The 22,547-nt window shown below is 69.5% G+C and carries 20 protein-coding genes; 11 read left to right on the forward strand and 9 right to left on the reverse strand.

Translation table 11 applies throughout. The features are described 5' to 3' along the window. The first annotated feature begins 15 nt into the window (after positions 1-15). From ACX9GQ_RS17560 to ACX9GQ_RS17570, 3 genes are all read left to right on the forward strand, one after another. The gene (locus ACX9GQ_RS17560) at positions 16-729 is read left to right on the forward strand and encodes an ABC transporter ATP-binding protein (protein WP_459631018.1); all 714 of its coding nucleotides are present in this window, start codon (positions 16-18) and stop codon (positions 727-729) included. A gap of 13 nt (positions 730-742) precedes the next feature. Next, on the forward strand, positions 743-1,102 hold the full coding sequence (locus ACX9GQ_RS17565; protein ID WP_459630871.1) for a DUF6867 family protein: 360 nt from the start codon (positions 743-745) through the stop codon (positions 1,100-1,102). 139 nt (positions 1,103-1,241) lie between these two features. Further along, complete coding sequence (locus ACX9GQ_RS17570; protein WP_459630872.1) at positions 1,242-2,357, forward strand: branched-chain amino acid ABC transporter substrate-binding protein; 1,116 nt, start codon at positions 1,242-1,244, stop codon at positions 2,355-2,357. A gap of 378 nt (positions 2,358-2,735) precedes the next feature. On the opposite strand, the gene ACX9GQ_RS17575 is transcribed toward ACX9GQ_RS17570, so the two are convergent. After that, positions 2,736-3,002, reverse strand: coding sequence for a FliM/FliN family flagellar motor switch protein (locus ACX9GQ_RS17575; RefSeq protein ID WP_459630873.1), 267 nt, complete (start codon positions 3,000-3,002; stop codon positions 2,736-2,738). Between the two features lie 66 nt (positions 3,003-3,068). Here ACX9GQ_RS17575 and lipB point away from each other — a divergent pair, with 66 nt between their 5' ends. Beyond that, positions 3,069-3,794, forward strand: a complete 726-nt coding sequence (lipB, locus tag ACX9GQ_RS17580; RefSeq protein WP_459630874.1) for a lipoyl(octanoyl) transferase LipB — start codon at positions 3,069-3,071, stop codon at positions 3,792-3,794. Then, positions 3,791-4,291, forward strand: a complete 501-nt coding sequence (locus tag ACX9GQ_RS17585) for a GNAT family N-acetyltransferase (protein ID WP_459630875.1) — start codon at positions 3,791-3,793, stop codon at positions 4,289-4,291. The genes lipB and ACX9GQ_RS17585 overlap by 4 nt, the downstream gene beginning before the upstream one ends. Before the next feature lie 149 nt (positions 4,292-4,440). On the opposite strand, the gene ACX9GQ_RS17590 is transcribed toward ACX9GQ_RS17585, so the two are convergent. The 3 genes from ACX9GQ_RS17590 to ACX9GQ_RS17600 form a co-directional block, all read right to left on the reverse strand. Then, positions 4,441-4,902, reverse strand: coding sequence for a gamma-glutamylcyclotransferase family protein (locus ACX9GQ_RS17590; protein WP_459630876.1), 462 nt, complete (start codon positions 4,900-4,902; stop codon positions 4,441-4,443). A 77-nt stretch (positions 4,903-4,979) separates the two neighbouring features. Further along, positions 4,980-6,983: an acetyl-CoA carboxylase biotin carboxylase subunit gene (locus tag ACX9GQ_RS17595; RefSeq protein WP_459630877.1), complete on the reverse strand. Its 2,004-nt coding sequence runs from the start codon at positions 6,981-6,983 to the stop codon at positions 4,980-4,982. Positions 6,984-7,101: 118 nt separating this feature from the next. After that, positions 7,102-7,542, reverse strand: coding sequence for a hypothetical protein (locus tag ACX9GQ_RS17600; protein WP_459630878.1), 441 nt, complete (start codon positions 7,540-7,542; stop codon positions 7,102-7,104). Between the two features lie 272 nt (positions 7,543-7,814). On the opposite strand from ACX9GQ_RS17600, the gene ACX9GQ_RS17605 reads away from it, so the two are divergent. The 4 genes from ACX9GQ_RS17605 to bmt all read left to right on the forward strand — a co-directional run bounded on the left by ACX9GQ_RS17605 (position 7,815) and on the right by bmt (position 11,519). Next, positions 7,815-8,750: a ring-cleaving dioxygenase gene (locus ACX9GQ_RS17605; RefSeq protein WP_459630879.1), complete on the forward strand. Its 936-nt coding sequence runs from the start codon at positions 7,815-7,817 to the stop codon at positions 8,748-8,750. An 11-nt stretch (positions 8,751-8,761) separates the two neighbouring features. Next, positions 8,762-9,376, forward strand: coding sequence for an alpha/beta hydrolase (locus tag ACX9GQ_RS17610; protein ID WP_459630880.1), 615 nt, complete (start codon positions 8,762-8,764; stop codon positions 9,374-9,376). Positions 9,377-9,433: 57 nt separating this feature from the next. Further along, complete coding sequence (locus ACX9GQ_RS17615) at positions 9,434-10,390, forward strand: glycosyltransferase family 8 protein (RefSeq protein WP_459630881.1); 957 nt, start codon at positions 9,434-9,436, stop codon at positions 10,388-10,390. 97 nt (positions 10,391-10,487) lie between these two features. Beyond that, positions 10,488-11,519 (forward strand): betaine--homocysteine S-methyltransferase, encoded by a 1,032-nt coding sequence (gene bmt / locus ACX9GQ_RS17620; protein ID WP_459630882.1) that lies wholly within the window; start codon positions 10,488-10,490, stop codon positions 11,517-11,519. A 1-nt stretch (position 11,520) separates the two neighbouring features. Here the strand turns inward: bmt and ACX9GQ_RS17625 are convergent, their stop codons facing one another. After that, the gene (locus tag ACX9GQ_RS17625; RefSeq protein WP_459630883.1) at positions 11,521-12,249 is read right to left on the reverse strand and encodes a cytochrome c biogenesis CcdA family protein; all 729 of its coding nucleotides are present in this window, start codon (positions 12,247-12,249) and stop codon (positions 11,521-11,523) included. Between the two features lie 240 nt (positions 12,250-12,489). Between ACX9GQ_RS17625 and ACX9GQ_RS17630 the strand changes: the two genes are divergently transcribed. Next, the gene (locus ACX9GQ_RS17630; protein ID WP_459631019.1) at positions 12,490-13,704 is read left to right on the forward strand and encodes an NADP-dependent isocitrate dehydrogenase; all 1,215 of its coding nucleotides are present in this window, start codon (positions 12,490-12,492) and stop codon (positions 13,702-13,704) included. A 139-nt stretch (positions 13,705-13,843) separates the two neighbouring features. Further along, positions 13,844-14,338 (forward strand): GFA family protein, encoded by a 495-nt coding sequence (locus tag ACX9GQ_RS17635; protein ID WP_459630884.1) that lies wholly within the window; start codon positions 13,844-13,846, stop codon positions 14,336-14,338. Between the two features lie 18 nt (positions 14,339-14,356). Here ACX9GQ_RS17635 and ACX9GQ_RS17640 read toward each other — a convergent pair whose 3' ends face one another. The 4 genes from ACX9GQ_RS17640 to cckA all read right to left on the reverse strand — a co-directional run bounded on the left by ACX9GQ_RS17640 (position 14,357) and on the right by cckA (position 22,532). Next, positions 14,357-15,604, reverse strand: a complete 1,248-nt coding sequence (locus ACX9GQ_RS17640; protein WP_459630885.1) for a cyclic nucleotide-gated ion channel — start codon at positions 15,602-15,604, stop codon at positions 14,357-14,359. Further along, the gene (alaS, locus tag ACX9GQ_RS17645; RefSeq protein ID WP_459630886.1) at positions 15,601-18,261 is read right to left on the reverse strand and encodes an alanine--tRNA ligase; all 2,661 of its coding nucleotides are present in this window, start codon (positions 18,259-18,261) and stop codon (positions 15,601-15,603) included. The genes ACX9GQ_RS17640 and alaS overlap by 4 nt, the downstream gene beginning before the upstream one ends. A gap of 330 nt (positions 18,262-18,591) precedes the next feature. Next, complete coding sequence (recA, locus tag ACX9GQ_RS17650; protein WP_459630887.1) at positions 18,592-19,677, reverse strand: recombinase RecA; 1,086 nt, start codon at positions 19,675-19,677, stop codon at positions 18,592-18,594. A gap of 272 nt (positions 19,678-19,949) precedes the next feature. Beyond that, on the reverse strand, positions 19,950-22,532 hold the full coding sequence (gene cckA, locus ACX9GQ_RS17655; protein ID WP_459630888.1) for a cell cycle histidine kinase CckA: 2,583 nt from the start codon (positions 22,530-22,532) through the stop codon (positions 19,950-19,952). Positions 22,533-22,547: the final 15 nt, after the last annotated feature.

Raw genomic sequence — 22,547 nt, forward strand, 5'->3', positions numbered from 1 at the left:
CCGAAGGGCGAGCCCATGCTCGCCGTGCGCGGGGTGAAGACCTACTATGGCAACATCATCGCCCTGAAGGGCGTCGACATGGACGTCCACGAGGGCGAGATCGTCACGCTGATCGGCGCCAACGGCGCCGGCAAGTCGACGCTGATGATGACGATCTTCGGCAACCCGCGGGCGCGCGAGGGCCAGATCACCTTCAACGGCAACGACATCACGCAGATGCCGACGCACGAGATCGCGCGGCTGCGCATCTCCCAGTCGCCGGAAGGCCGCCGCGTGTTCCCGCGCATGACGGTCTACGAGAACCTCCAGATGGGCGCGTCGATCAACGGCTTCGCCCATTTCGAGGAGGACCTCGAGCGGATGTTCACGCTGTTCCCGCGCCTCAAGGAGCGCATCGGCCAGCGCGGCGGCACGCTGTCGGGCGGCGAGCAGCAGATGCTGGCCATCGCCCGCGCGCTGATGGCCCGGCCGCGGCTGCTGCTGCTGGACGAGCCCTCGCTGGGCCTCGCGCCGCTGATCGTCCGCCAGATCTTCGACGCCATCCGCGACCTCAACCGGAAGGAAGGCCTGACCGTCTTCCTCGTCGAGCAGAACGCCTACCACGCCCTCAAGCTCGCCCACCGCGGCTACGTGATGGTCAACGGACTCATCACGATGTCGGGGACCGGCCGCGAACTCCTCGCCGACCCGCAGGTGCGCGCCGCGTACCTGGAGGGCGGCCACCACTGACGGACCGACCGTGATGACCGGCATCCTCTACGAAGAACAGTCCATCTGGCTGTTCCTGCTCGTCTCGGTGGTGATGGGCGGCTCGGCCGCATGGGCGTCGGGCAAGTCGATCGCACTGACCTGGCGTCCCTACTGGCAGGTCATTCCCTACATGATGGTGCTGGGCCTGGCGGTCCGCTTCATCCACTTCGCCCTGTTCGAGGGCACCCTGCTCGCGCCGCAGTTCTACGTCGTCGACACGATCATCCTGATCGTGCTGGGAAGCCTCGGCTTCCGCTACAAGCGGACGGCGCAGATGACCACGCAATACCGCTGGCTCTACGAGCGCACGGGCCCGTTCAGCTGGAAGGAGCGCGCTCCTGGCGCTGCCTGAAAACGGCCTGAAATAGGCACTGAGCTTCAGCTTTTCGAGTGACTCGTACCGGAAAAAACGCAAGGATGCGGCCATCCGGTGGGAGGATCTCGAGATAACCGGGTCTCCACGGGGATCCATCGATCAGAGGGGAAATCTGATGAAGAAACTGCTGATGACGGGCGTCGCGCTGACCGCGATGGTCGCCCTGTCGGGCGCCGCCAGCGCCCAGATCAAGCTCGGCGTCGCCGGGCCGATCACGGGCCCGAACGCGGCCTTCGGCGCGCAGCTGAAGAACGGCGTCGAGCAGGCGGTCGAGGACATCAACGCCAAGGGCGGCGTGCTCGGCCAGAAGATCCAGGTGTTCGTCGGCGACGACGTCTCCGACCCCAAGCAGGGCGTGTCGGTCGCCAACAAGTTCGTCGGCGACGGCGTCAAGTGGGTCGTCGGCCACTTCAACTCTGGCGTCACCATGCCGGCCTCCGAGGTTTACCAGGAGAACGGCATCATCATGGTCACGCCGTCCGCCACGAACCCGAAGATCACCGAGCGCGGCATGTGGAACGTGTTCCGCACCTGCGGCCGTGACGACCAGCAGGGCGCGGTGGCCGCGGCCTACATCGCCGACAAGCTGAAGGGCAAGAAGGTCGCCGTCGTCCACGACAAGACGACCTACGGCCAGGGTCTCGCCGACGAGACCAAGAAGGCGATGAACGCCAAGGGCGTGAAGGAAGTCCTCTACGAGGGCATCAACACGGGCGAGAAGGACTACTCGGCGCTCGTCTCCAAGATCAAGACCTCGGGTGCCGAGGTCGTGTACTGGGGCGGCCTGCACACCGAGGGCGGCCTGATCGTGCGCCAGATGCGCGACCAGGGCGTGAAGGCGGTGCTGATGTCGGGTGACGGCATCACCTCCGACGAGTTCGCCACGATCGGCGGCCCCGGCGTCGAGGGCACGCTGATGACCTTCCCGCCGGACCCGCGCGGTCGTCCGGAGGCCAAGGACATCGTGAAGAAGTTCGAGGCGAAGAAGTTCAACCCCGAGGCGTACACGCTCTACAGCTACGCCGCGGTGCAGATCCTCGCCCAGGCCGCCGAGCTGGCCAAGTCGACGGATCCCAAGAAGATGGCCGAGGCCATGAAGGGCGGAAAGCCGTTCAAGACCGTGATCGGCGACATCTCCTACGACAAGAAGGGTGACATCACCCGTCCGGACTACACCATGTACGTCTGGAAGAAGCAGGGCGACAAGATCACCTACGTCGAGCAGAAGTAAGCTTCGGCTTCTTCAATCGGATGCTTCGGAAAGCGCCCCTCGCGGGGCGCTTTCTTTTTGGCGCAGGCTGACTGCGTCATCCCATCGCTCTGCCATGGCAAGACGTCGCGTGTTCATGGCGGCTTGCATTGGACGCATGCGAGATTTGACGAAGATCATTCAGCATCTTCATTCCCGCGTTGCGTAGCAATACTGAGCGATCTTTTGCAACGCCCGCGGTTACGCCACATGCGCTACAGTCGAATCACGATTCGCTGGGTCCGCATGACATGAGCCTGCAGGTCATCGTCCTCTCCGCCTCTCTCGCGGCCATCCTCTATATCGTGATGGAGGCGATCGGGCTGATCCGCGGGACCTGAGCGGGCGCCGCGCGGCGGGTCAGGCCGCCTCGGCCTCGTCGAGCCGGTCGCTGGGCGGCCGGCGCAGCAGCTCCTTGATCTCGACGGTGATTTCGGTGCCGTTGACCACCACGAGCCCGCGCGCGATCGGCATGTCGTTGGCGAGGATTTCGACTTCGTCGTCCTCGGCGGCGTCGAGCGCGATGACTGCGCCGCGGCCCATGCGAAGGAGCTGGTGGATGGGCATCCGTGCCCGCCCCAGCACGATGGAGATGTCGACGGCGATGGTCTCGAGGCCGGAGGACACTTGACGTTCCGCTGCACTGACGGTGAGTTGCGCCTGCGAGTCAGCACCGAACAGGGTTAATCGACCGTGAACGCCCGGGACGACCTCCCCATTCGCTGCCTCGCTGCGCCCGGGTCGCCGCCCGTGGCATGGCGCGTGAGCGATGCGCCCGTCGGCTATGAGGAGGCGGTCGCGGCGATGGAGGCGCGGGTCGCCGCCATCGCGGACGGCACGGCCGGGGAACTGGTCTGGCTCGTCGAGCACCCTCCGCTCTACACCGCCGGCACCTCCGCCCGCCCCGAGGATCTCGTCGAGGCGCGTTTTCCGGTGCACCAGACCGGGCGCGGCGGCCAGTTCACCTACCACGGCCCCGGCCAGCGGGTGGCCTACGTGATGCTCGACCTGCGTCGCCGCACGCCGGACGTGCGCGCCTTCGTCGCGGCCCTGGAAGCCTGGATCATCGGCACGCTGGCCGCCTTCAACGTGCGGGGCGAACGCCGCGAGGATCGCGTCGGCGTCTGGGTCCGCCGTCCGGAGAAGGCGGCGGGCACCGAGGACAAGATCGCCGCCATCGGCATCCGCGTGCGCCGCTGGGTCACGTTCCACGGCATCAGCCTGAACGTCGAGCCCGACCTCTCCCACTTCGGCGGCATCGTCCCCTGCGGCATCAGCGAGGCCCGATACGGGGTCACGAGCCTCGTCGACCTCGGGCTGCCCGTGACGATGCACGACGCCGACGTGGCCCTGCGTGCGGCCTTCGAGGACGTGTTCGGCCCCACCACCGACGAGCGGGCCAAGGACATCGCTCCGTGACCGGCGTCGCGCTCCACCGCGGCTGGACGCCGGGGCTGCTCGGGTGGATCGTGGCCGAGCACGGTCGCTACTACGAGACGCACTGGCGGCTCGGGCCGGTGTTCGAGGCCAAGGTGGCGCAGGGCCTCGGAGAACTCGTCGCCCGCCTGGACCCGACCCGCGACCTCCTCCTCGCCGCCCTGCTGGACGAGGCGGTGGTGGGCGCCATCGCCGTCGACGGCAGCGGACCGGAGGCTGCCACGCGCGGCGCACGCATCCGCTACTTCATCCTGTCGGACGCCGCCCGCGGGCGCGGCGTCGGGCGGCTGCTTCTCGGCGGGGCGATGGCCCACATCCGCGACGCCGGCTTCGACCGCGCCTGGCTCACCACCTTCGCCGGCCTCGATGCCGCCCGCCACCTCTACGAGCAGGCAGGCTTCCGGCTGGAGCACGAGGCGCTGGACACGAGCTGGGGCACGCCGCTGACGGAGCAGCGCTTCGTGTGGGGCGGCCGCTGAGAAGGGAACCGGCGCCGACCGTCGAGGTCGCACCGGCCCTGATCGAGCGCGCATCACCTCCCGGCATCTTGGCGAGCGGCACCGCTTCCCATTCGCCCCACCCGGGGGAGAAGGTGCCTCCGCGCGGCAGAGGCGGCTGAGAGGCCCGCCTAGATCGGCGCCTTGAACAGCGGCGTCCCCGGCTTGCGCGGTGCGGGCTCGCCGTGCTCGAGCTCGTAGAGGTACTCTGCCGGAAGGCCCCAGTCGCGGGCCGCCGCCAGCACGCCCTCGAGGTAGCCGGGCTTCGGCTTGCCGGGGCGCGACGAGCGGCCGACATAGACGAGCGCCCGCTTGGCGCCCCCGTCCAGGACCACCGGCTGGCTGATCTTGGTGTAGAGCCCGGTCGACAGGCTCTCGTAGCGGTCCAGCGCCGGGATGTCGGAGAGGGCGAGGTCCCACACGACGCCGTGCACGGTGCGGCGCGGGTCGCGCACCACGGTGGCGTAGCCGTCCGTGGAAATCAGGAACCGGTGGCGGGGCAGACGCGCGAGGCCGACGGCACGCGAGGCGGGGCACCGCTTCGCCATGGCGGCGCGGTCCATGTTGGAGCCGTAGGCGAAATAGAGCGGCATCGGGGACCCTGCCGGTGTGCGGTCAGTCGTCTCGCGGGGTGCGGAAGGTCCGGGTCGGGCCTGCCGCGCCTCCCCGCTCAGGCGAATTCCATGATCACCGCGTCCACCGCGAGGCTGTCGCCCTCCTTGGCGAAGAGCGCCTTCACGGTGGCGTCGCGCTCGGCGCGCAGCACGTTCTCCATCTTCATCGCCTCGACGATGCACAGCATCTCGCCGGCCTTGACCTCCTGCCCGACCTTCACGGCCACGGACTTGACGAGGCCCGGCATCGGGCAGAGCAGCTGCTTGCCGCTGTCGGCGACGGTCTTCTCCGGCATCAGCGCCACGAGCTCGGCCTCGCGCGCCGTGAAGACGCGGCAGGCGGCGGCGAAACCCATGTGCGCCAGCGCGACGCCATTGAGGATCGGGCGCACCTGCACGGCCACGGGGGTCCCGTCGATCGTGCCCTGCCACACGAGGTCTCCGGGGATCCAGTCCGAGGCGACGCGGTGGTGGTGGCCCTTGCCGAAGGCGACGAGTGTCGTGCCGCCCTCCTCCGTCACCTCGACCTCGTGGCGGGCGGCGCCGACCATCACGACGCGCTCACGCTCGAAGGTGAAGGAGCGCGCCGCCGGCAGCTGGTCGGAGATGCCGCGCTTGCGGCGGTTGAGCTTGTCGTCGATGGCCGCGGCGACGGCAGCGAAGACGTGGCCCGCCTCGCCTTCCGGCTCGGCCGGCTTGAACCCGTCCGGGAACTCCTCGGCGATGAAGCCCGTGGACAGCCGGCCCGACTTCCAGCGCTCGTGCGTCATCAGCGCCGAGAGGAACGGGATGTTGTGGCGGATGCCCTCGATCGAGAAGGCGTCGAGCGCGCGGGCCTGCGCGTCGATGGCCTCGATGCGCGTCGGCGCGTGCGTGACGAGCTTGGCGATCATCGGATCGTAGAAGATCGAGATCTCCCCGCCCTCGTAGACGCCGGTGTCGTTGCGCACCGTGATGCCATCGGCGACGCCCTCGGCCGGCGGCCGGTACTTCACCAGCCGCCCGGTGGAGGGCAGGAAGTTGCGCGTCGGGTCCTCGGCGTAGACGCGGCTCTCGACCGCCCAGCCGTTCAGCTTCACGTCGTCCTGCGTCATCGACAGCTTTTCGCCCGCCGCGACGCGGATCATCTGCTCCACGAGGTCGATGCCCGTGACGAGTTCCGTCACCGGGTGCTCCACCTGCAGGCGCGTGTTCATCTCGAGGAAGAAGAAGGAGCGGTCCTGCCCGGCCACGAACTCGACCGTGCCGGCCGAGTCGTACTTCACGGCCTTGGCGAGCGCGACGGCCTGCTCGCCCATCTTGCGGCGGGTGGCTTCGTCGAGGAGCGGCGACGGCGCCTCCTCGATCACCTTCTGGTTGCGGCGCTGGATGGAGCACTCGCGCTCGCCCAGGTAGACGACGTTGCCGTGCTTGTCGCCCAGCACCTGGATCTCGATGTGGCGCGGGTCCACGATGAACTTCTCGACGAACACGCGGTCGTCGCCGAAGGAGGACGCAGCCTCCGACTTCGCGCGGGCGAAGCCCTCCGCCACCTCGGACGCCGAGTAGGCGATGCGCATGCCCTTGCCTCCGCCGCCGGCGGACGCCTTGATCATGACGGGATAGCCGATCTCGTCGGCGATCTTCACCGCGTGCGCCGGGTCCTCGATGACGCCGAGGAATCCCGGGACGGTCGAGACCTTGGCCGCGTTCGCCGCCTTCTTCGATTCGATCTTGTCGCCCATCGCCTCGATGGCGCCGGGGTTCGGGCCGATGAAGACGATGCCGGCGGCCTCGAGCGCCTGCGGGAAGGCCGCGCGCTCGGAGAGGAAGCCGTAGCCGGGATGCACGGCCTGCGCACCGGTGCGCTTGCAGGCGTCCACGATGCGGTCGATCAGCAGGTAGGACTGTGCCGCGGGCGGCGGGCCGATGTGGACGGCCTCGTCGGCCATCTCGACGTGGAGAGCGTCGCGGTCGGCGTCGGAGAACACCGCCACCGTCCTGATGCCCATGCGCCGGGCGGTCTTGATCACGCGGCAGGCGATCTCGCCACGGTTGGCGATGAGGATCTTGTCGAACATGCCCTGACCCGGTCTGGAGTGCGGGAATTCAGGGCTTTCTAGGCGCTCCCGTCGGGAGCGTCCACTCATCGAAGGGCTGAGACGCGGCCGCTGTCCCGCGGCCACGCGTCGCCGGGGGTCAGGCCGCCTTCAGCGCCTCGGCCGCAGGGGTGGCGCCGCCGCCGAAGCGGTTCTCGGAGAGGGCGCGCATCAGCAGACGCTCGTCGACCTCCACCGCCTCGCTGACGAGGGAGGCGAGGAGCACGCCGACGAGGCGCTGCGGCGCGGAGCGGGGCTGTTCGAACTGGCCGAAGAGCCATTCCGTCTGCTCGCCCGTGACGCGGCCGGTGGGCCGGCATTCCCACACGAAGTGGGCGGTGAGCGTGTCCACGAAGAAGGTGCCGAAGGCATCGCAGAGGTTGGGCACGAGGCGCTCGACGCGCAGCAGAGCTTCCGCCTCCTCGGCGCCGATGCAGCCGCCCTCCTCCAGCGCCGCCTGCAGCTGCGCGACGTCGGCATCGGTGACCGACTGCTTCTCGATCAGCCTGATGACGAGGGTGGCGATGCGGTTCTGGGTCATGGCCTCGGCCTTTCCGTGCGCCCGCCCCGGTCGGGCGGTGTGGAGGCAGTCTCCGGCCACGCCCCTGAGTCACCGGTAAACCTCTGAAACCTAACGGCTGTTGACCTTAAGCGCCGGTCACTGGGCGTGGTTGACCTTGTCTGAACGGCAGGGTCCCCCGGGCTTGCGGACACGCAATCGGGCGCTTGCCGGCCTTTCGCCCGGCGCCCCCTCCCGCCATCTTCGGCGCCATGAGAGGGCGGCCCCGTCGGGCAGCCCCGGGAGAGATCGCCATGGCCATCAGCGCCGGACTGCACCATGTCACCGCGATCGCGGGCGACCCGCGCCGCAACCACGACTTCTACACCCGCGTCCTCGGGCTCCGCTTCGTCAAGAAGACCGTGAACTTCGACGATCCGGGCACCTACCACTTCTACTTCGGCGACACGGTCGGCTCGCCGGGCACCATCCTGACCTTCTTCCCGTGGGCCGACGCGGCTCCCGGCCGCATCGGCGCCGGAGAGACGCACGAGACGGCCTTCGCCGTTCCGGCGGGGGCGCTCGATTCATGGGAACTGCGCCTTGCGGAGCAGGGCGTCGATGCCGACACCGTGGCCGAGCGCTTCGGGCACCGCGTGCTGCGATTCCGTGACCCCGACGGCATGCGCCTTTCCCTCGTCGAGGGCGAGGCGGGGCAGGACGTCGTGCCGTGGGGCGGCGCGGCAGGCATCCAGGACGGGCAGGCGATCGCGGGCTTCGCCGGCGTCACCCTCGGCGTCGCCGACAGCGCCGGCACCGCCGCCGTCCTCACCGACGTGTTCGGCTGGACGCTCGTCGCGGTCGATGACGGCCGGCGGCGCTTCGCAGCCCCTGGCGCGAGCGCCGGACGGTTCGTTGACCTCGTCGCCGTCGATCCCGTCGCCGGGCGACTTGGCGCCGGCTCCGTGCACCACGTCGCGTTCCGCGCCCGCAACGACGCGGAGCAGGCCGAACTCGCGACCGCGCTGCGCGACACGCTGGGGCTGCGCGTCACCCCGCAGCAGGACCGCAACTACTTCCGCTCGGTCTACTTCCGCGAGCCGGGCGGCGTGCTGTTCGAGATCGCCACGGACGAGCCCGGCTTCGCCGTGGACGAGCCCGTCGGCGCGCTCGGCACCGGCCTGATGCTGCCGGCCCGCTACGAGGCGCACCGCGCCCGGATCGAGGCCGTCCTTCCCTCGCTCGGCTGACGGAGGCCGCCATGACCGCCACCCTCGACTTCGTGCATCGCTTCGAGCCCGCGCGGATCGCCGGCACGCCGCCGGTGCTGCTGCTGCACGGCACCGGCGGCGACGAGAGCGACCTCCTGCCCCTCGGGCGGGAGGTGGCGCCGGGCTCCGCGCTGCTCTCGCCGCGCGGCAAGGTGATGGAGGGGCCGATGCCGCGCTTCTTCCGTCGCCTGGCGGAGGGCGTGTTCGACACGCAGGACGTCATCCGCCGCGCGGCCGAACTCGCCGCCTTCATCGAGGCGGCCCGGGAGGCCTACGGGATCGGGAAGCCGATCGCGTTCGGCTTCTCGAACGGTGCCAACATCGCTTCCGCGCTGCTCCTGCGACACCCGCAGGCGCTGGCGGGAGCCGTGCTGATCCGCGGCCTCGCGCCGATCGAGCCGGACGGCCCGGTGGACCTCTCGGGAGTGCCGGTGCTGGTGCTCACCGGCACCGCCGACCCGATCAACCCGGTCGCCAAGGCGCAGCACCTCGTCGACCTCCTCGGCGCCGCGGGTGCAAGGGTCGAGCACGAGCTGGTGCCTGCCGGGCATGGCCTGACACGACGGGACCTCACGGTCGCGACGCAATGGCTCGCCCGGCAATGAAACGTTGACGCGGGCGCGCCGGGCGTGCTCCCTGCTCTGGAACGCTCCGGACAGGACATGCCTGCGCGCCTCGCCGTCTGCCTCACGCCCGACGCGAACTTCTTCCGGCCCGCGATCCTGACGGCCGCGAGCATCCTCGGGCAGGCGGACAGCGACGATCTCGACGTCCTCGTCCTCTGCGAGGAGGCGGACATCGCGCCGGAGTACGGCCGGCTGGACCGGGCCCTCCGCGACCGCATCCAGCTCCGCGTCGTCGACTGGAGCCGCCACGTCGCCGGCCTGCCCGTGCGGGGCCACTTCACCTCCGCAGTGAACCGGCGCCTCGCGCTGCACCGGATCCTGCCCGAGAACATCGACCGCTACGTGTCGCTCGACGCGGACATGCTGGTCGTCCGTCCCGGGCTCGCGGCGCTGGCCGGGCTCGACCTCGGCCGCATGCCCTTCGCCGCGGCCATCGACATGATCTTCCTGAAGGATCTCGAGGACGGTCCGCTCACCGCCGAGTTCCGCAGCTACCGCGCCCGGCTCGGCCTCGCGCCGGCCACGCCCTACTTCAACAACGGCTTCACGCTGGTGGACCGGCAGGTCTGGGACCGGCTCGACGTCGCCGGTGCCGCGACGGCCTTCCTCGCCGCCAACGCCCAGCGCTGCCCCTACCTCGAGCAGAGCGCGCTCAACGCGGTGGTGAACGGCCAGTTCGCGAAGCTCTCGCCGCGCTACAACTTCATGGGCGACTTCCAGCTGCTGGACCTGGAGCAGGAGGTCGACCCGATCGTCTTCCACTTCGTCAACCGGCCGAAGCCCTGGGAGGCCGGCTGGCGCGGCGACGGGCGGTTCGTCGACGCCTACCGTTCGTTCTTCCTGAAGTCGCCCTGGCCGGAGCTTGCGCCGCCCGCCGGTGGCTCGGCCTTCCGCCAGTCCATCGACGCGGAGGCGACACGCTTCCGCACGCGTCTCCTCGCGTTCCTGCGAGGACAGGCTTTCGCCGACGGCTGGCGCGCCCCGCCGGCCTGACCATCCCCGCGTTCCGCAAATCCGACGCGGCGTCCGTTTTGACAAACGGCAGCGCCTGCACTACGTGATCCCGCACGCGCAGCAACCGGGGCTTGCCATGTCCGCCGCCACCCTCGTCGCCGACAAGCTCTCCAGGCTCCTCGCGGAGCGGGGCGTGCTGCTGGCCGACGGCGCGACGGGCACGAACTACTTCGACATGGGGCTGGAATCCGGCGAGCCGCCGGAGGCGTGGCTCACCGAGCACCCTGACCGCGTCGAGCGCCTGCATGCGGACTTCATCGCCGCCGGCTCCGACATCGTGCTGACCAACAGCTTCGGCGCCAACGCCTTCCGCCTGAAGCTGCACGGCCTGCAGGACCGCACGCGCGAGCTGAACCGTCTCGCTGCCTCGATCGCCCGCCGCGCCGCCGACAAGGCCGGGCGCGAGGTCATCGTCGCCGGGTCGATGGGGCCGACGGGCGAGCTGTTCCAGCCGCTCGGCAAGCTGACCATGGAGGATGCCGTCGCGGCCTTCGCCGAACAGGCGCGCGGCCTCGCCGAGGGTGGCGTCGACGTCGCGTGGATCGAGACCATGTCGGCCCCGGAGGAACTCGAGGCCGCCGCCCGCGGCGCGCTCGAGGCCGGCCTGCCCTACGTCTTCACGGCGAGCTTCGATACCGCCGGCCGCACCATGATGGGCCTGACGCCCGAGGGCCTCGCCGAGCTCGCGGCCCGCCTGCCCGAGCCACCGGTCGCCTACGGCGCGAACTGCGGCATCGGCCCGGGCGATCTCGTCGCCTCCGTCCTGTCGATGAGCGCCGTTGCGCCGTCCGACGTCCTCGTCGCGAAGGGCAACTGCGGCATTCCCCAATGGGTGGGCGACAAGGTCCACTACGGCGGCACGCCGGACCTGATGGCCGAGTACGCCCGCCTCGCCCGCGCATCCGGCGCCCGCATTGTCGGCGGCTGCTGCGGCACTTCGCCCGGCCACATAGCGGCCATGCGACGGGCCCTCGACAGCGGCGTGGTGCCGGAGCGGCCGACCTTCGAGGCGGTCGAGGCGAGCCTCGGCCCGATCACGCGGCCCAAGGCGCAGGCCGGCGGCCGTGCCCGCTCGGGCCGTCGCGGCCGCGGCGGCGAGGCCGAGTGAGCTAGCCCAGCCGCCCCAGCGCCGGAAAGGTCTCCAGCAGCCAGAACGACATCGTCGTGAAGCTGCCGGTGAGGAAGGCCACGCCGGTCATCACCAGCAGCGCACCCATCGTCTTCTCGACGAGGCCCATGCGCTTGCGGAAGCGGCGCATGAAGCCGGTGAACGGTTCGAGCGCCAGCGCCGCCAGCAGGAACGGGATGCCGAGCCCGGCCGAGTAGGCCGAGAGCAGGATGGCCCCGCGCGCCACCGTGTCCTCCGAGCCGGCGACGGCGAGGATGGTGGCGAGGATCGGCCCGATGCAGGGCGTCCAGCCGAAGGCGAAGGCGAGCCCCATCACGTAGGCGCCCCACATGCCCACGGGCTTCTCCACCTGCACCCGCGCCTCGCGATAGAGGAACCGCATGCGGAAGATGCCGAGGAAGTGCAGGCCCATCAGCACGATGGCGACACCGGCGAGGAGCGACAGCGTGTCCATGTACTGCCGGATCAGCTGGCCCAGCACGGACGCCGTCGCACCGAGCATCACGAACACGGTCGAGAAGCCGAGCACGAAGAGAGCCGCCGCGATCAGCACGTCCCGGCGGGCCCGCTTCACGCCCCCGTCGGCGAACTCCTCGATGGTCGTGCCGGCGAGGAAGCACAGGTAGGGCGGCACCAGCGGCAGCACGCACGGCGACAGGAAGCTGAGGATGCCGGCAAACACGGCAGCGGTGAGGGTCACATCGGCCATGGCGTGGTTCTAATGTCTCGGCCCGGCATTGGATACCGCACAATCCCTCAACACTTTGCGACAGCGCACGCTGCCGACGCGCCGGCGGACGCTGCGCCAGAGGGCCTGTTTGCCGCGGCCGCGCCAACGAAAGGCGCGCTTCAACAGGCGAAAGGCGAGTGCTAAGAGGTGCGCCGACCGGTCCGGCCGTCGCGGGGGCGACGGGCGGATCATGACCCGGTGAACGAAAGGCTCTGCACGATGGCGAAGATCAAGGTGGCGAACCCCGTCGTCGAACTCGACGGCGACGAGATGACCCGGATCATCTGGCACTACATCCGCGACAAGCTGATCCACCCCTATCTCGACATCGACCTGCAGTACTTCGACCTCTCGGTCGAGAACCGCGACGCGACCAACGACCAGGTCACGGTCGACAGCGCCCACGCGATCAAGAAGGTCGGCGTCGGCGTGAAGTGCGCCACCATCACGCCGGACGAGGGCCGCGTGAAGGAGTTCAACCTGAAGGAGATGTGGAAGTCGCCCAACGGCACGATCCGCAACATCCTGGGCGGCGTGATCTTCCGCGAGCCGATTATCTGCCGCAACGTGCCGCGCCTCGTTCCGGGCTGGACGCAGCCCGTCGTGGTCGGGCGCCACGCCTTCGGCGACCAGTATCGCGCCACCGACTTCAAGGTGCCCGGCAAGGGCCGCCTGACGATCAAGTTCGAGGGCGACGACGGCACCGTCATCGAGAAGGAGGTGTTCAAGTTCCCGGACGCCGGCGTCGCGATGGCCATGTACAACCTCGACGAGTCGATCCGCGACTTCGCCCGGGCTTCGATGAACTACGGCCTGATGCGCAAGTACCCGGTCTACCTCTCGACGAAGAACACGATCCTCAAGGTCTATGACGGCCGCTTCAAGGACATCTTCGAGGAGGTCTACGAGAACGAGTTCAAGGCCAAGTTCAAGGCTGCCGGCATCATCTACGAGCACCGCCTGATCGACGACATGGTCGCCTCGGCGCTGAAGTGGTCGGGCGGCTACGTGTGGGCCTGCAAGAACTACGACGGCGACGTCCAGTCCGACACCGTGGCGCAGGGCTTCGGCTCGCTCGGCCTGATGACCTCGGTCCTGATGACGCCGGACGGACAGACCGTCGAGGCGGAGGCCGCGCACGGCACCGTCACGCGCCACTACCGGCAGCACCAGAAGGGCGAGGAGACGTCGACGAACTCGATCGCCTCGATCTTCGCCTGGACGCGCGGCCTCGCGCATCGTGCCAAGCTCGACGGCAACGCCGATCTCGCGAAGTTCGCCTCGACGCTGGAGAAGGTCTGCGTCGACACGGTCGAGTCCGGCTACATGACCAAGGACCTCGCCTTGCTCGTGGGCGCAGACCAGAAGTGGCTGTCGACGACCGGCTTCCTCGACAAGATCGACGAGAACCTGAAGAAGGCCATGGCCGCCTGAGCGGCGACCGCGGCAGGACATGTCCAGCGGGCCCGGCTCACGCCGGGCCCGTTTTCGTTCGACGCTGCGCCGGCGCTTGGCGGCTTGCGGGCTCCCGGTAAGATGACCGCGGGGGGCAGTCCGAACGGGGGGACGACCGATGACGAACCAGGACGACCGCACGCCGCTTCACACGGGCGGCTGCCAGTGCGGCGCCGTGCGCTACGCGATCTTCTGCGAGCCGACGAACCCGCACGTCTGCCATTGCCGCATGTGCCAGAAGCAGTTCGGTTCGTACTTTGCGCCCCTCGCAAGCGTCCCCCTCGCCCACTTCGCGTGGACCCGCGGGACGCCCGGCGTCTTCCGCTCCTCCGACGCCGCCGAGCGCGGCTTCTGCGCCTCCTGCGGCACGCCGCTCTTCTTCCGCTACGTGGACAAGGAGCGCATCGCCATCGCGCTCGGCAGCCTCGACGAGCCGCAACGCGTGACGCCGGCGAAGGCCTACGGACTGGAGGGCCGCATGCCCTGGCTCGACATCGTGCCCGGCCTTCCCGGCGAGACGACGGAGCAAGCCACGCCCGCCGACATGATGGCGCGCCTCGGCTCGCGCCAGCACCCGGACCATGACACCGAGACGTGGCCGCCTGCGCGCTGAGCGCCCTTGCGGTCGGCTTCAGTCGCCGGGCGGCGCGTCGGGATCCTTCGACGAGGGGCCGTAGTCGGGTGCCATCACGGTGGTCGTCCGCGTGGCGCGCGAATGCGCGACCTCGTGGATGCGCTGGGCGATGTCCGGCCGCTGCGCCATCAGCGACCGCAGGTCGCCCGAGTCCAGGACCAGCAGTTGTGTCCGCACGACCGCGCGCACGGTGGCATTGCGGCGCGCGTTGCGCAGCACGGCGATCTCGCCGAAGAACTGCCCCTCGCCGAGCAGGTGCTGGCGCCCGTGCGGGAGTTCGATCTCCACCTGCCCGGAGGCGATGAAATACATCGAGTGGCCGATCTCGCCCCGCCGCACGATGATCTCGCCGGGCTCTGCCGCGCGCGAGCGCAGGAGGCGCATGATCTGCGCCACCTCCTCCGCCGTGAGGTCTGCGAAGAGCGGCACCCGCGCGATCATGCCCCATGTCACCACGAACTCGCGACGGTGGATGACCTCGGCGAAGGCCGTCGCGATGATGCCGACCGGCAGCGCCAACATCACCAGGCCCATGATCGCGGTGAGCGACGCGACGACCTTGCCGAGCGGCGTGATGGGGACGACGTCGCCGTAGCCGACCGTGGTGAGCGTGATCATCGCCCACCACATGGCGTCGGGAATGGTGCCGAACTTCTCGGGCTGCGCGGTGCTTTCGGCGAGATGCATGAGCGAGGCGGCGGTGATCACCGCGCCCATGAGGATGACGAGGCAGGCCGCCAGCGCCCGCCGCTCCTCGTAGACGGCCTCGCCGAGGGAGCGCATGCCCGGCGAGTAGCGGGCGAGCTTCAGGAAGCGCAGCAGCCGCAGCACCACGAAGGCGCGCAGGTCCGCCTGCATGACCAGCCCCGCGTAGAAGGGCAGGATCGTCAGGATGTCGATGACGGCCCCGCCGGTGCGCAGGTAGGCCATCCGCGCCGCCAGCGGCGACATGTGGCGGTAGGGAGGGTAGTCCGCCGCCGACCACAGGCGCAGCGCGAACTCGGCGGTGAAGACGATGATGGAGAGGTACTCCACCACCGCGAAGCCGACCGGGAACCGGGCGTGCAGCGACGGCACCGACTCCAGGATCACCGCGAGGACGCTGACGATGATCGCGCCGACGAGCGCGTCGTGGACGAGACTCGCGACCCGGTCGCCGGGCTTCGCGAGTTCCATGATCTCGTAGACGCGGTGGCGGAGCCGCCGCCACCGACGGGACAGGTGCGAGGGATCGCCCGTCGTCACGACCCGCCGATCGCGGCCTCGATGGCCGACAGGGCTTCGGCGGCCTTGCCGCCGTCGGGCCCGCCAGCCTGAGCCATGTCCGGCCGTCCGCCGCCGCCCTTGCCGCCGAGCGCGGCGGAGCCGAGACGCACCAGATCGACCGCGTTGAAGCGATCCGTCAGGTCGGGCGTCACGCCGACCACCACGCCGGCCTTGCCGTCCTCGCCAACGCCGACGATCGCGACGATGCCCGACCCGAGCCGGGACTTGCCCTCGTCGGCGAGCCCCTTGAGGTCGCGCATGTCGATGCCGGTCACGGAGCGGGCAAGCAGCTTCACGCCGTTGAGCTCTCGCACGTCGTCCCCGCCCGAGCCTCCACCGCCCATGGCGAGCTTCTTGCGGGCGTCCGCAAGTTCGCGCTCCAGCCGGCGCCGCTCGTCGAGCAGGGCCGAAAGCCGCTCGCCGGCCTCGCTGGCAGGCGCCTTGATCAGCCCCGTCAGTTCCTTGAGCCGGCGGCTCTCCTCCACGAGATGCAGTCGCGCGCCCTCGCCCGACATCGCCTCGAGACGCCGCACGCCTGCCGCCACCGCGCCCTCGCCCACGATGGAGACGAGCCCGATGTCACCGGTCCGCGACACGTGCGTGCCGCCGCACAGTTCCACCGAATAGGGCGTTCCCGCGTTGTCGCCGCCGTCGTTCGTCCCCATCGAGACGACGCGCACCTCCTCGCCGTACTTCTCGCCGAAGAGGGCCCGTGCGCCCGAGGCGACCGCGTCGTCGACGCCCATGAGCCGGGTCACGACCGGACCGTTCTGCCGCACGACACGATTCACGATGGCCTCGACCCGCGACAGCTCCTCCTCGGAGATCGGCTTGGGATGCGAGAAGTCGAAGCGCAGGCGCTCCGGCGACACCAGAGAGCCCTTCTGCGCGACATGGTCTCCCAGCACCTGCCGCAGCGCCTCGTGCAGGAGATGCGTGGCCGAATGATTGGCACGGATGGCGGACCGGCGCTCTCCGTCGACCACCAACTCGACCGCGTCGCCGACCGAAAGCTTGCCGCTCTCGACCGTGATGGCATGCGCAAAGACGTCGCCGAGCTTTTTCTGCGTGTCCTCGACGCGGGCGAAAAGGTCCGGCCCCGTGATCCGCCCGGTGTCGCCGACCTGGCCGCCGGACTCGCCATAGAACGGCGTCTGGTTGAGCACGGCGAAGCCTTTCTCGCCCGCAGCGAGCGAACCGACGGGCTGTCCGTCCTTCAGAAGGGCGGTGACCACGCCCTCGGCCCGCTCCGTGTCGTAGCCGAGGAACTCGGTGGTGCCGGTCTTCTCGCGCAGCTGGAACCAGACGGCCTCGGTAGCCGCCTCGCCGGACCCGGCCCAGGCCGCGCGCGCCTTCTCCCGCTGGCGCTCCATGGCGGCGGCGAAGGCATCCGTGTCCACGCCGACCCCGCGGGCCCGCAGCGCATCCTGCGTCAGGTCGAGCGGGAAGCCGTAGGTGTCGTAAAGCGTGAAGGCGACCTCGCCCTTGAGGCTGTCGCCCGCGCCGAGCGCGCGGGTCTCCTCCTCGAGGATCGCGAGGCCCCGCTCCAGCGTCTTGCGGAAGCGGGTCTCCTCGAGACGCAGCGTCTCCGTGACGAGCGGCTCGGCCCGCACGAGCTCGGGATAGGCGTGCCCCATCTCGCGCACGAGGGCCGGCACCAGCCGCCACATGAGCGGGTCACGCGCGCCCAGCAGCTGCGCGTGCCGCATGGCGCGGCGCATGATCCGGCGCAGGACGTAGCCGCGGCCCTCGTTCGAGGGCAGCACCCCGTCGGCGACGAGGAAGGACGACGCCCGCAGGTGGTCGGCGATGACGCGGTGGCTCGCCTTCTGCGGGCTGTCCGGATCAACCCCCGTCGCCTCGGCGACGGCGCGGATCAGGCCGCGCATGAGATCGGTCTCGTAGTTGTCGTGCGTGCCCTGCAGCACCGCGGAGATGCGCTCGAGCCCCATGCCGGTGTCGATCGAGGGCTTGGGCAGCGTGATGCGCTCACCCGGGCCCAACTGCTCGAACTGCATGAAGACGAGGTTCCAGATCTCGATGAACCGGTCGCCGTCCGCGTCGGGAGAACCCGGGGGACCGCCCGGGATGTGGTCACCGTGGTCGTAGAAGATCTCGGAACAGGGACCGCATGGGCCTGTGTCGCCCATGGCCCAGAAATTGTCCGAGGTCGGGATGCGGACGATCTTGCTGTCCGGCAGGCCGGCGATCTTTTTCCAGAGCCCGTGCGCCTCGTCATCCTCGTGGTAGACCGTCACCATGAGACGGTCCTTCGGCAGGCCGAACTCGCGGGTCACGAGATTCCAGGCGAGCTCGATCGCGCGGTCCTTGAAGTAGTCGCCGAACGAGAAGTTGCCCAGCATCTCGAAGAAGGTGTGGTGGCGGGCCGTGTACCCGACATTGTCGAGGTCGTTGTGCTTGCCGCCCGCGCGCACGCACTTCTGCGACGTCGCCGCGGTCGAGTAAGGCCGCTTCTCGATGCCCGTGAAGACGTTCTTGAACTGCACCATCCCCGCATTGGTGAACATCAGCGTGGGGTCATTGCGCGGAACGAGCGGGCTCGAGGCCACGACCTCGTGGCCGTTGCGGGCAAAGTAGTCGAGAAAGGTGGAACGGATCTCGTTGACGCCACTCATCAGGCCGGCACTCGCTCGCGACAGCGGGGGCCGCGGCGCCGGAAAGCCCCGCGCCGCGCCCCCTCGGGGACGGAATGAGGCTTTGTAGTGGTGCGGGTCCGGGAAGTCGAGACGTTGCAGATGGTTGGGCGGGCCTTTCGCCCCAAGAGCGCCCGCCACGACCCTGCGCCGGGGCGCCGGGGCGCGTAAGGCCCGGTCGGCCGCCGCGTGCAGGGCTCACCCGGTGGTCAGTTGCGCATGGCGCCAGCGTCGAGCCGTTGTCGAAGGCCGTTGACAAGAACGGCGGGCCGAGGCCCGCCGTCAAAACGCTGCCGACCGAATGGCCTCGCCTCAGGCCTCTCCCTCGTCGAGGTCCTCGGCGGAGGGATTGATGTTGTCGAGGATCCTGTCGGCAAGGAGGCCGGCATTCTGGCGGATCTGCGCCTCGATACGGTTGGCGATGTCGGGGTTCTGCTTGAGGAAGCCCTTGGCGTTCTCGCGGCCCTGCCCAAGACGCTGGCTGTCGTAGGAAAACCACGCGCCCGACTTCTCGACGATGCCGGCCTTGACGCCGAGGTCGATGAGTTCGCCCGTCTTCGAGACGCCCTCGCCGTACATGATGTCGAACTCGACCTGCTTGAATGGCGGCGCAACCTTGTTCTTCACCACCTTCACGCGCGTCGTGTTTCCAATGACCTCCTCGCGGTCCTTGATGGACCCGACGCGGCGGATGTCGAGACGGACGGAGGCGTAGAACTTCAACGCGTTGCCGCCGGTGGTCGTCTCCGGCGAACCGTACATCACACCGATCTTCATGCGGATCTGGTTGATGAAGATGACCATCGTGTTCGAGCGGGAGATCGACGCCGTCAACTTGCGCAGCGCCTGGCTCATCAGGCGCGCCTGGAGGCCCGGCTGCACCTCGCCCATTTCACCCTCGATCTCGGCCCGCGGCACGAGGGCTGCCACCGAGTCGATGACGAGCACGTCGATGGCGCCGGAGCGGACCAGCGTGTCGGCGATTTCCAGCGCCTGCTCGCCCGTGTCGGGCTGGGAGATCAGCAGGTCCTCGAGGTTCACGCCCAGCTTGCGGGCATAGACCGGGTCGAGCGCGTGCTCGGCGTCGATGAAGCCGCACACGCCGCCCTTCTTCTGCGCCTCGGCCACCGTGTGCAGCGCCAGCGTGGTCTTGCCCGACGACTCCGGCCCGTAGATCTCGATGATCCGGCCCCGCGGCAGCCCGCCGACGCCGAGAGCGATGTCGAGACCGAGCGAGCCCGTCGACACCGTCTCGATCTCGACCGCCTTCTCGTTCTTGCCGAGACGCATGATCGAGCCCTTGCCGAAGGCGCGCTCGATCTGGGAGAGCGCGGCGTCCAGGGCCTTGGCCTTGTCCATGGATTGTCCTTCGACGAGTCGGAGCGTGGGTTGGGACATCGAACGGGGGTCCTTATGGCAGGGGTCGGAGCGAAGCTCAACACGGGATTGCCATGAGGATGGTCACGCTTTGTTCCGCCTGGCAAGTTCTTTTTTTGTTCACGCTTCACGGGTAGTCACGTCGCTGAAAAGACCAGAGAAATTCAAACCGGCTTCGTCCCGGCGATGCGCTGCAATGTAGAGTTGCGCGAACGTCCGGTCGAGTACGCGGGACGGACCAGACGTCCCGCACCGGCCGCGTCGATTCGGGAGGTCGAGCCGGCAGCCTCTGCTCAGCCCAGCGCGCCCTTCACCGCCTCGATCAGCTGCTTCAGCGTGAAGGGCTTGGGCAGGAAGGCGAACTCCTCGCCCTCCGGCAGGTTCTTGCTGAAGGCTTCCTCGGCATAGCCCGAGACGAAGATGATCTTGGCCTTCGTACCCCCGCGGCGCAGCTCGCCCAGCAGCGTCGGCCCGTCCATCTCCGGCATCACCACGTCGGACACGATCAGGTCGATAGGCCCTTCGTGCTCCGCCACGACCCGCAGGGCTTCGACGCCGGAGGCGGCCTCGAGCACCGTGTAGCCGCGCTGCTGCAGGGCCCGCGCACCGAAGGCCCGCACGGCGTCCTCGTCCTCCACGAGGAGCACCGTGCCGTTGCCGGTCATGTCGCGCGTCGGCGGGGCAGCCGGCACCGTGGGCTCGGCCTTGCCGCCCGCTGGGGCAGCCGGCGGCTGGGCCGGGGCCTCGGGTTCCTGCGCCTCGCCGGCGTAGCGCGGCAGGTAGATGCGGAAGGTCGTGCCCTTCCCGACCTCGCTGTCGCAGAAGATGAACCCTTCCACCTGCTTGACGAACCCGTAGACCATCGAGAGGCCGAGGCCCGTCCCCTTCCCCACCTCCTTGGTGGTGAAGAACGGCTGGAAGATCTTGTCGATGATCTCCGGAGGGATGCCGGAACCGGTGTCCTTCACCTCCACGAGCACGTAGTCGGCCGCGGGCATGGGCTCCTCGCCCAGCGCCTCGGCCTCGGCCGCGGTCACGTTCGCGGTGCGCAGCGTGATCTTGCCGCCCTCGGGCATGGCGTCGCGCGCGTTCACGGCGAGGTTGATGATCACCTGCTCGAACTGGGTGAGGTCGGTCTTCACGGGCCACAGGTCGCGACCGTGCCGGACGTCGAGCTCGATGCGCTCGCCGATCAGCTTCTTGATCAGCAGGGAGAGTTCCGAGAGCACCTCGCCGAAGTCGAGCACCTGCGGACGCAGGGTCTGCCGCCGGGAGAAGGCCAGCAGCTGACGCACCAGCCCCGCCGCGCGGTTGGCGTTGTGCTTGATCTGCATGATGTCCTGGAACGCCGGGTCCGTCGGCCGGTGGTTCACGAGCAGCAGGTCGGCATAGCCGATGATGCCCTGCAGGACGTTGTTGAAGTCGTGCGCCACGCCGCCCGCGAGCTCGCCCACGGCCTGCATCTTCTGCGCCTGGGCGAACTGGGCCTCGAGCGCTCGCTGGTCGGTGGTGTCGAGTGCGTAGACGATGGCAGCCTCGCCCTCGTCCTGGTTCTCGACGGTCGAAACGAAGAACCGCGCCCAGCGGTTGCCCTCGCTGGCTAGCGCCAGTTCCACGGGCGCGATCTCGCCCCGGCCGGACGCGGCGGCGGCGATCGCCTGCGCCAGTGCCTCCCGGTCGCGATCCGGCACGACGGCGAGAATGGAGCGCGGCTCGGCGGCGTCCGTGCCCTTGAAGACGGCCCCGAACAGCCGGGCGAACGGCCCGTTTGTGCGCGCGATCCGCCCGTGCCGGTTGACGGTGGCGATGGCCAAGGGGGTGTTGTTGAAGAAGCGCGCGAAGCGAACCTCCGCCGCCCGCTGGCCCTCGGCGACGTCCTCACCGGCCGAACGGTTGAGGACGAGGGTGCGCGAGGCGCCCGGCGTGCCGTCGTAGCCGTAGGCGACGCGATGGAAGAGCCGGACCGGCAGGGATTCCCCGGTGCGTCGCCGCAGGTCGAGGTCGAGAATCTCGGTGCGGACCTCCCCCGCCCCGCCAGAAACGGCCGAGAGCAGCGCCGCGCCGTCGCCGGGCACGATCTCCTTGAGCCGCAGGCCGCCGGAGCCGAACTGGGCGAGGTCGTAGTCGAGCCAGCCCGCCAGCGTGGCGTTCATGTAGACCACCTCGCCCGTCGCATCGAGCGAAAGGAACCCGGCCGGGGCGTGGTCGAGATAGTCGATGGCGTGCTGGAGCTCCTGGAAGATGTTCTCCTGGCGCTCGCGGTCGCGCGTGATGTCCGTCACCGTCCACAGCGTCGCCCGCCGCCCGCCCTCCGGCTCGATGGGACGCACCTTGACGCGGTACCATGCTGCACCCTCCACCCCGCCGAGCGGCGGCGAGAGACGCACCTCCTCCGTCGCGGCCCGGCTCTCGCGCGCGGCCTGGGCGAGGCGGTACACGGCCTCCGACACGTCCGGCGCGCCGGTGAAGAGCCGCTCCACGGTGGGCAGGTTCTCCAGCGACCGCGCGCCGGCGAAGCGCAGGTACGCATCGTTGGCGTAGGGCACGCGCCCGTCGGCATCCACGACGACCAGCCCCTCGGTGGCGGAATCAGCGACGGCCTTGGTGATGTCGTTGCCGGCGGCGCGACCGGCGAACTCGATGATCCCGACCGCTCCGGCGAACAGCGCGAACACCCCAACGACGGCCAGCAGGGCAAGCAGCCCGATGATGAGCGGCTGTGCCTTCTCGCTCGCCAGCAGCGACACGGCGATGGCCGCGCCCACGAGGACGCCGGCCAGCACGATGAGCATGCCGGCATGCCCCGCTCGGGGCGGGCGGCCCGCGGCGCGGGCGGACGTCTCGGCCGGGATGTCGTCCACGGGGCTCCTGGTCATCCTCGTTGGGTCCGC

The sequence above is a fragment of the Alsobacter sp. R-9 genome (genome assembly GCF_054612375.1).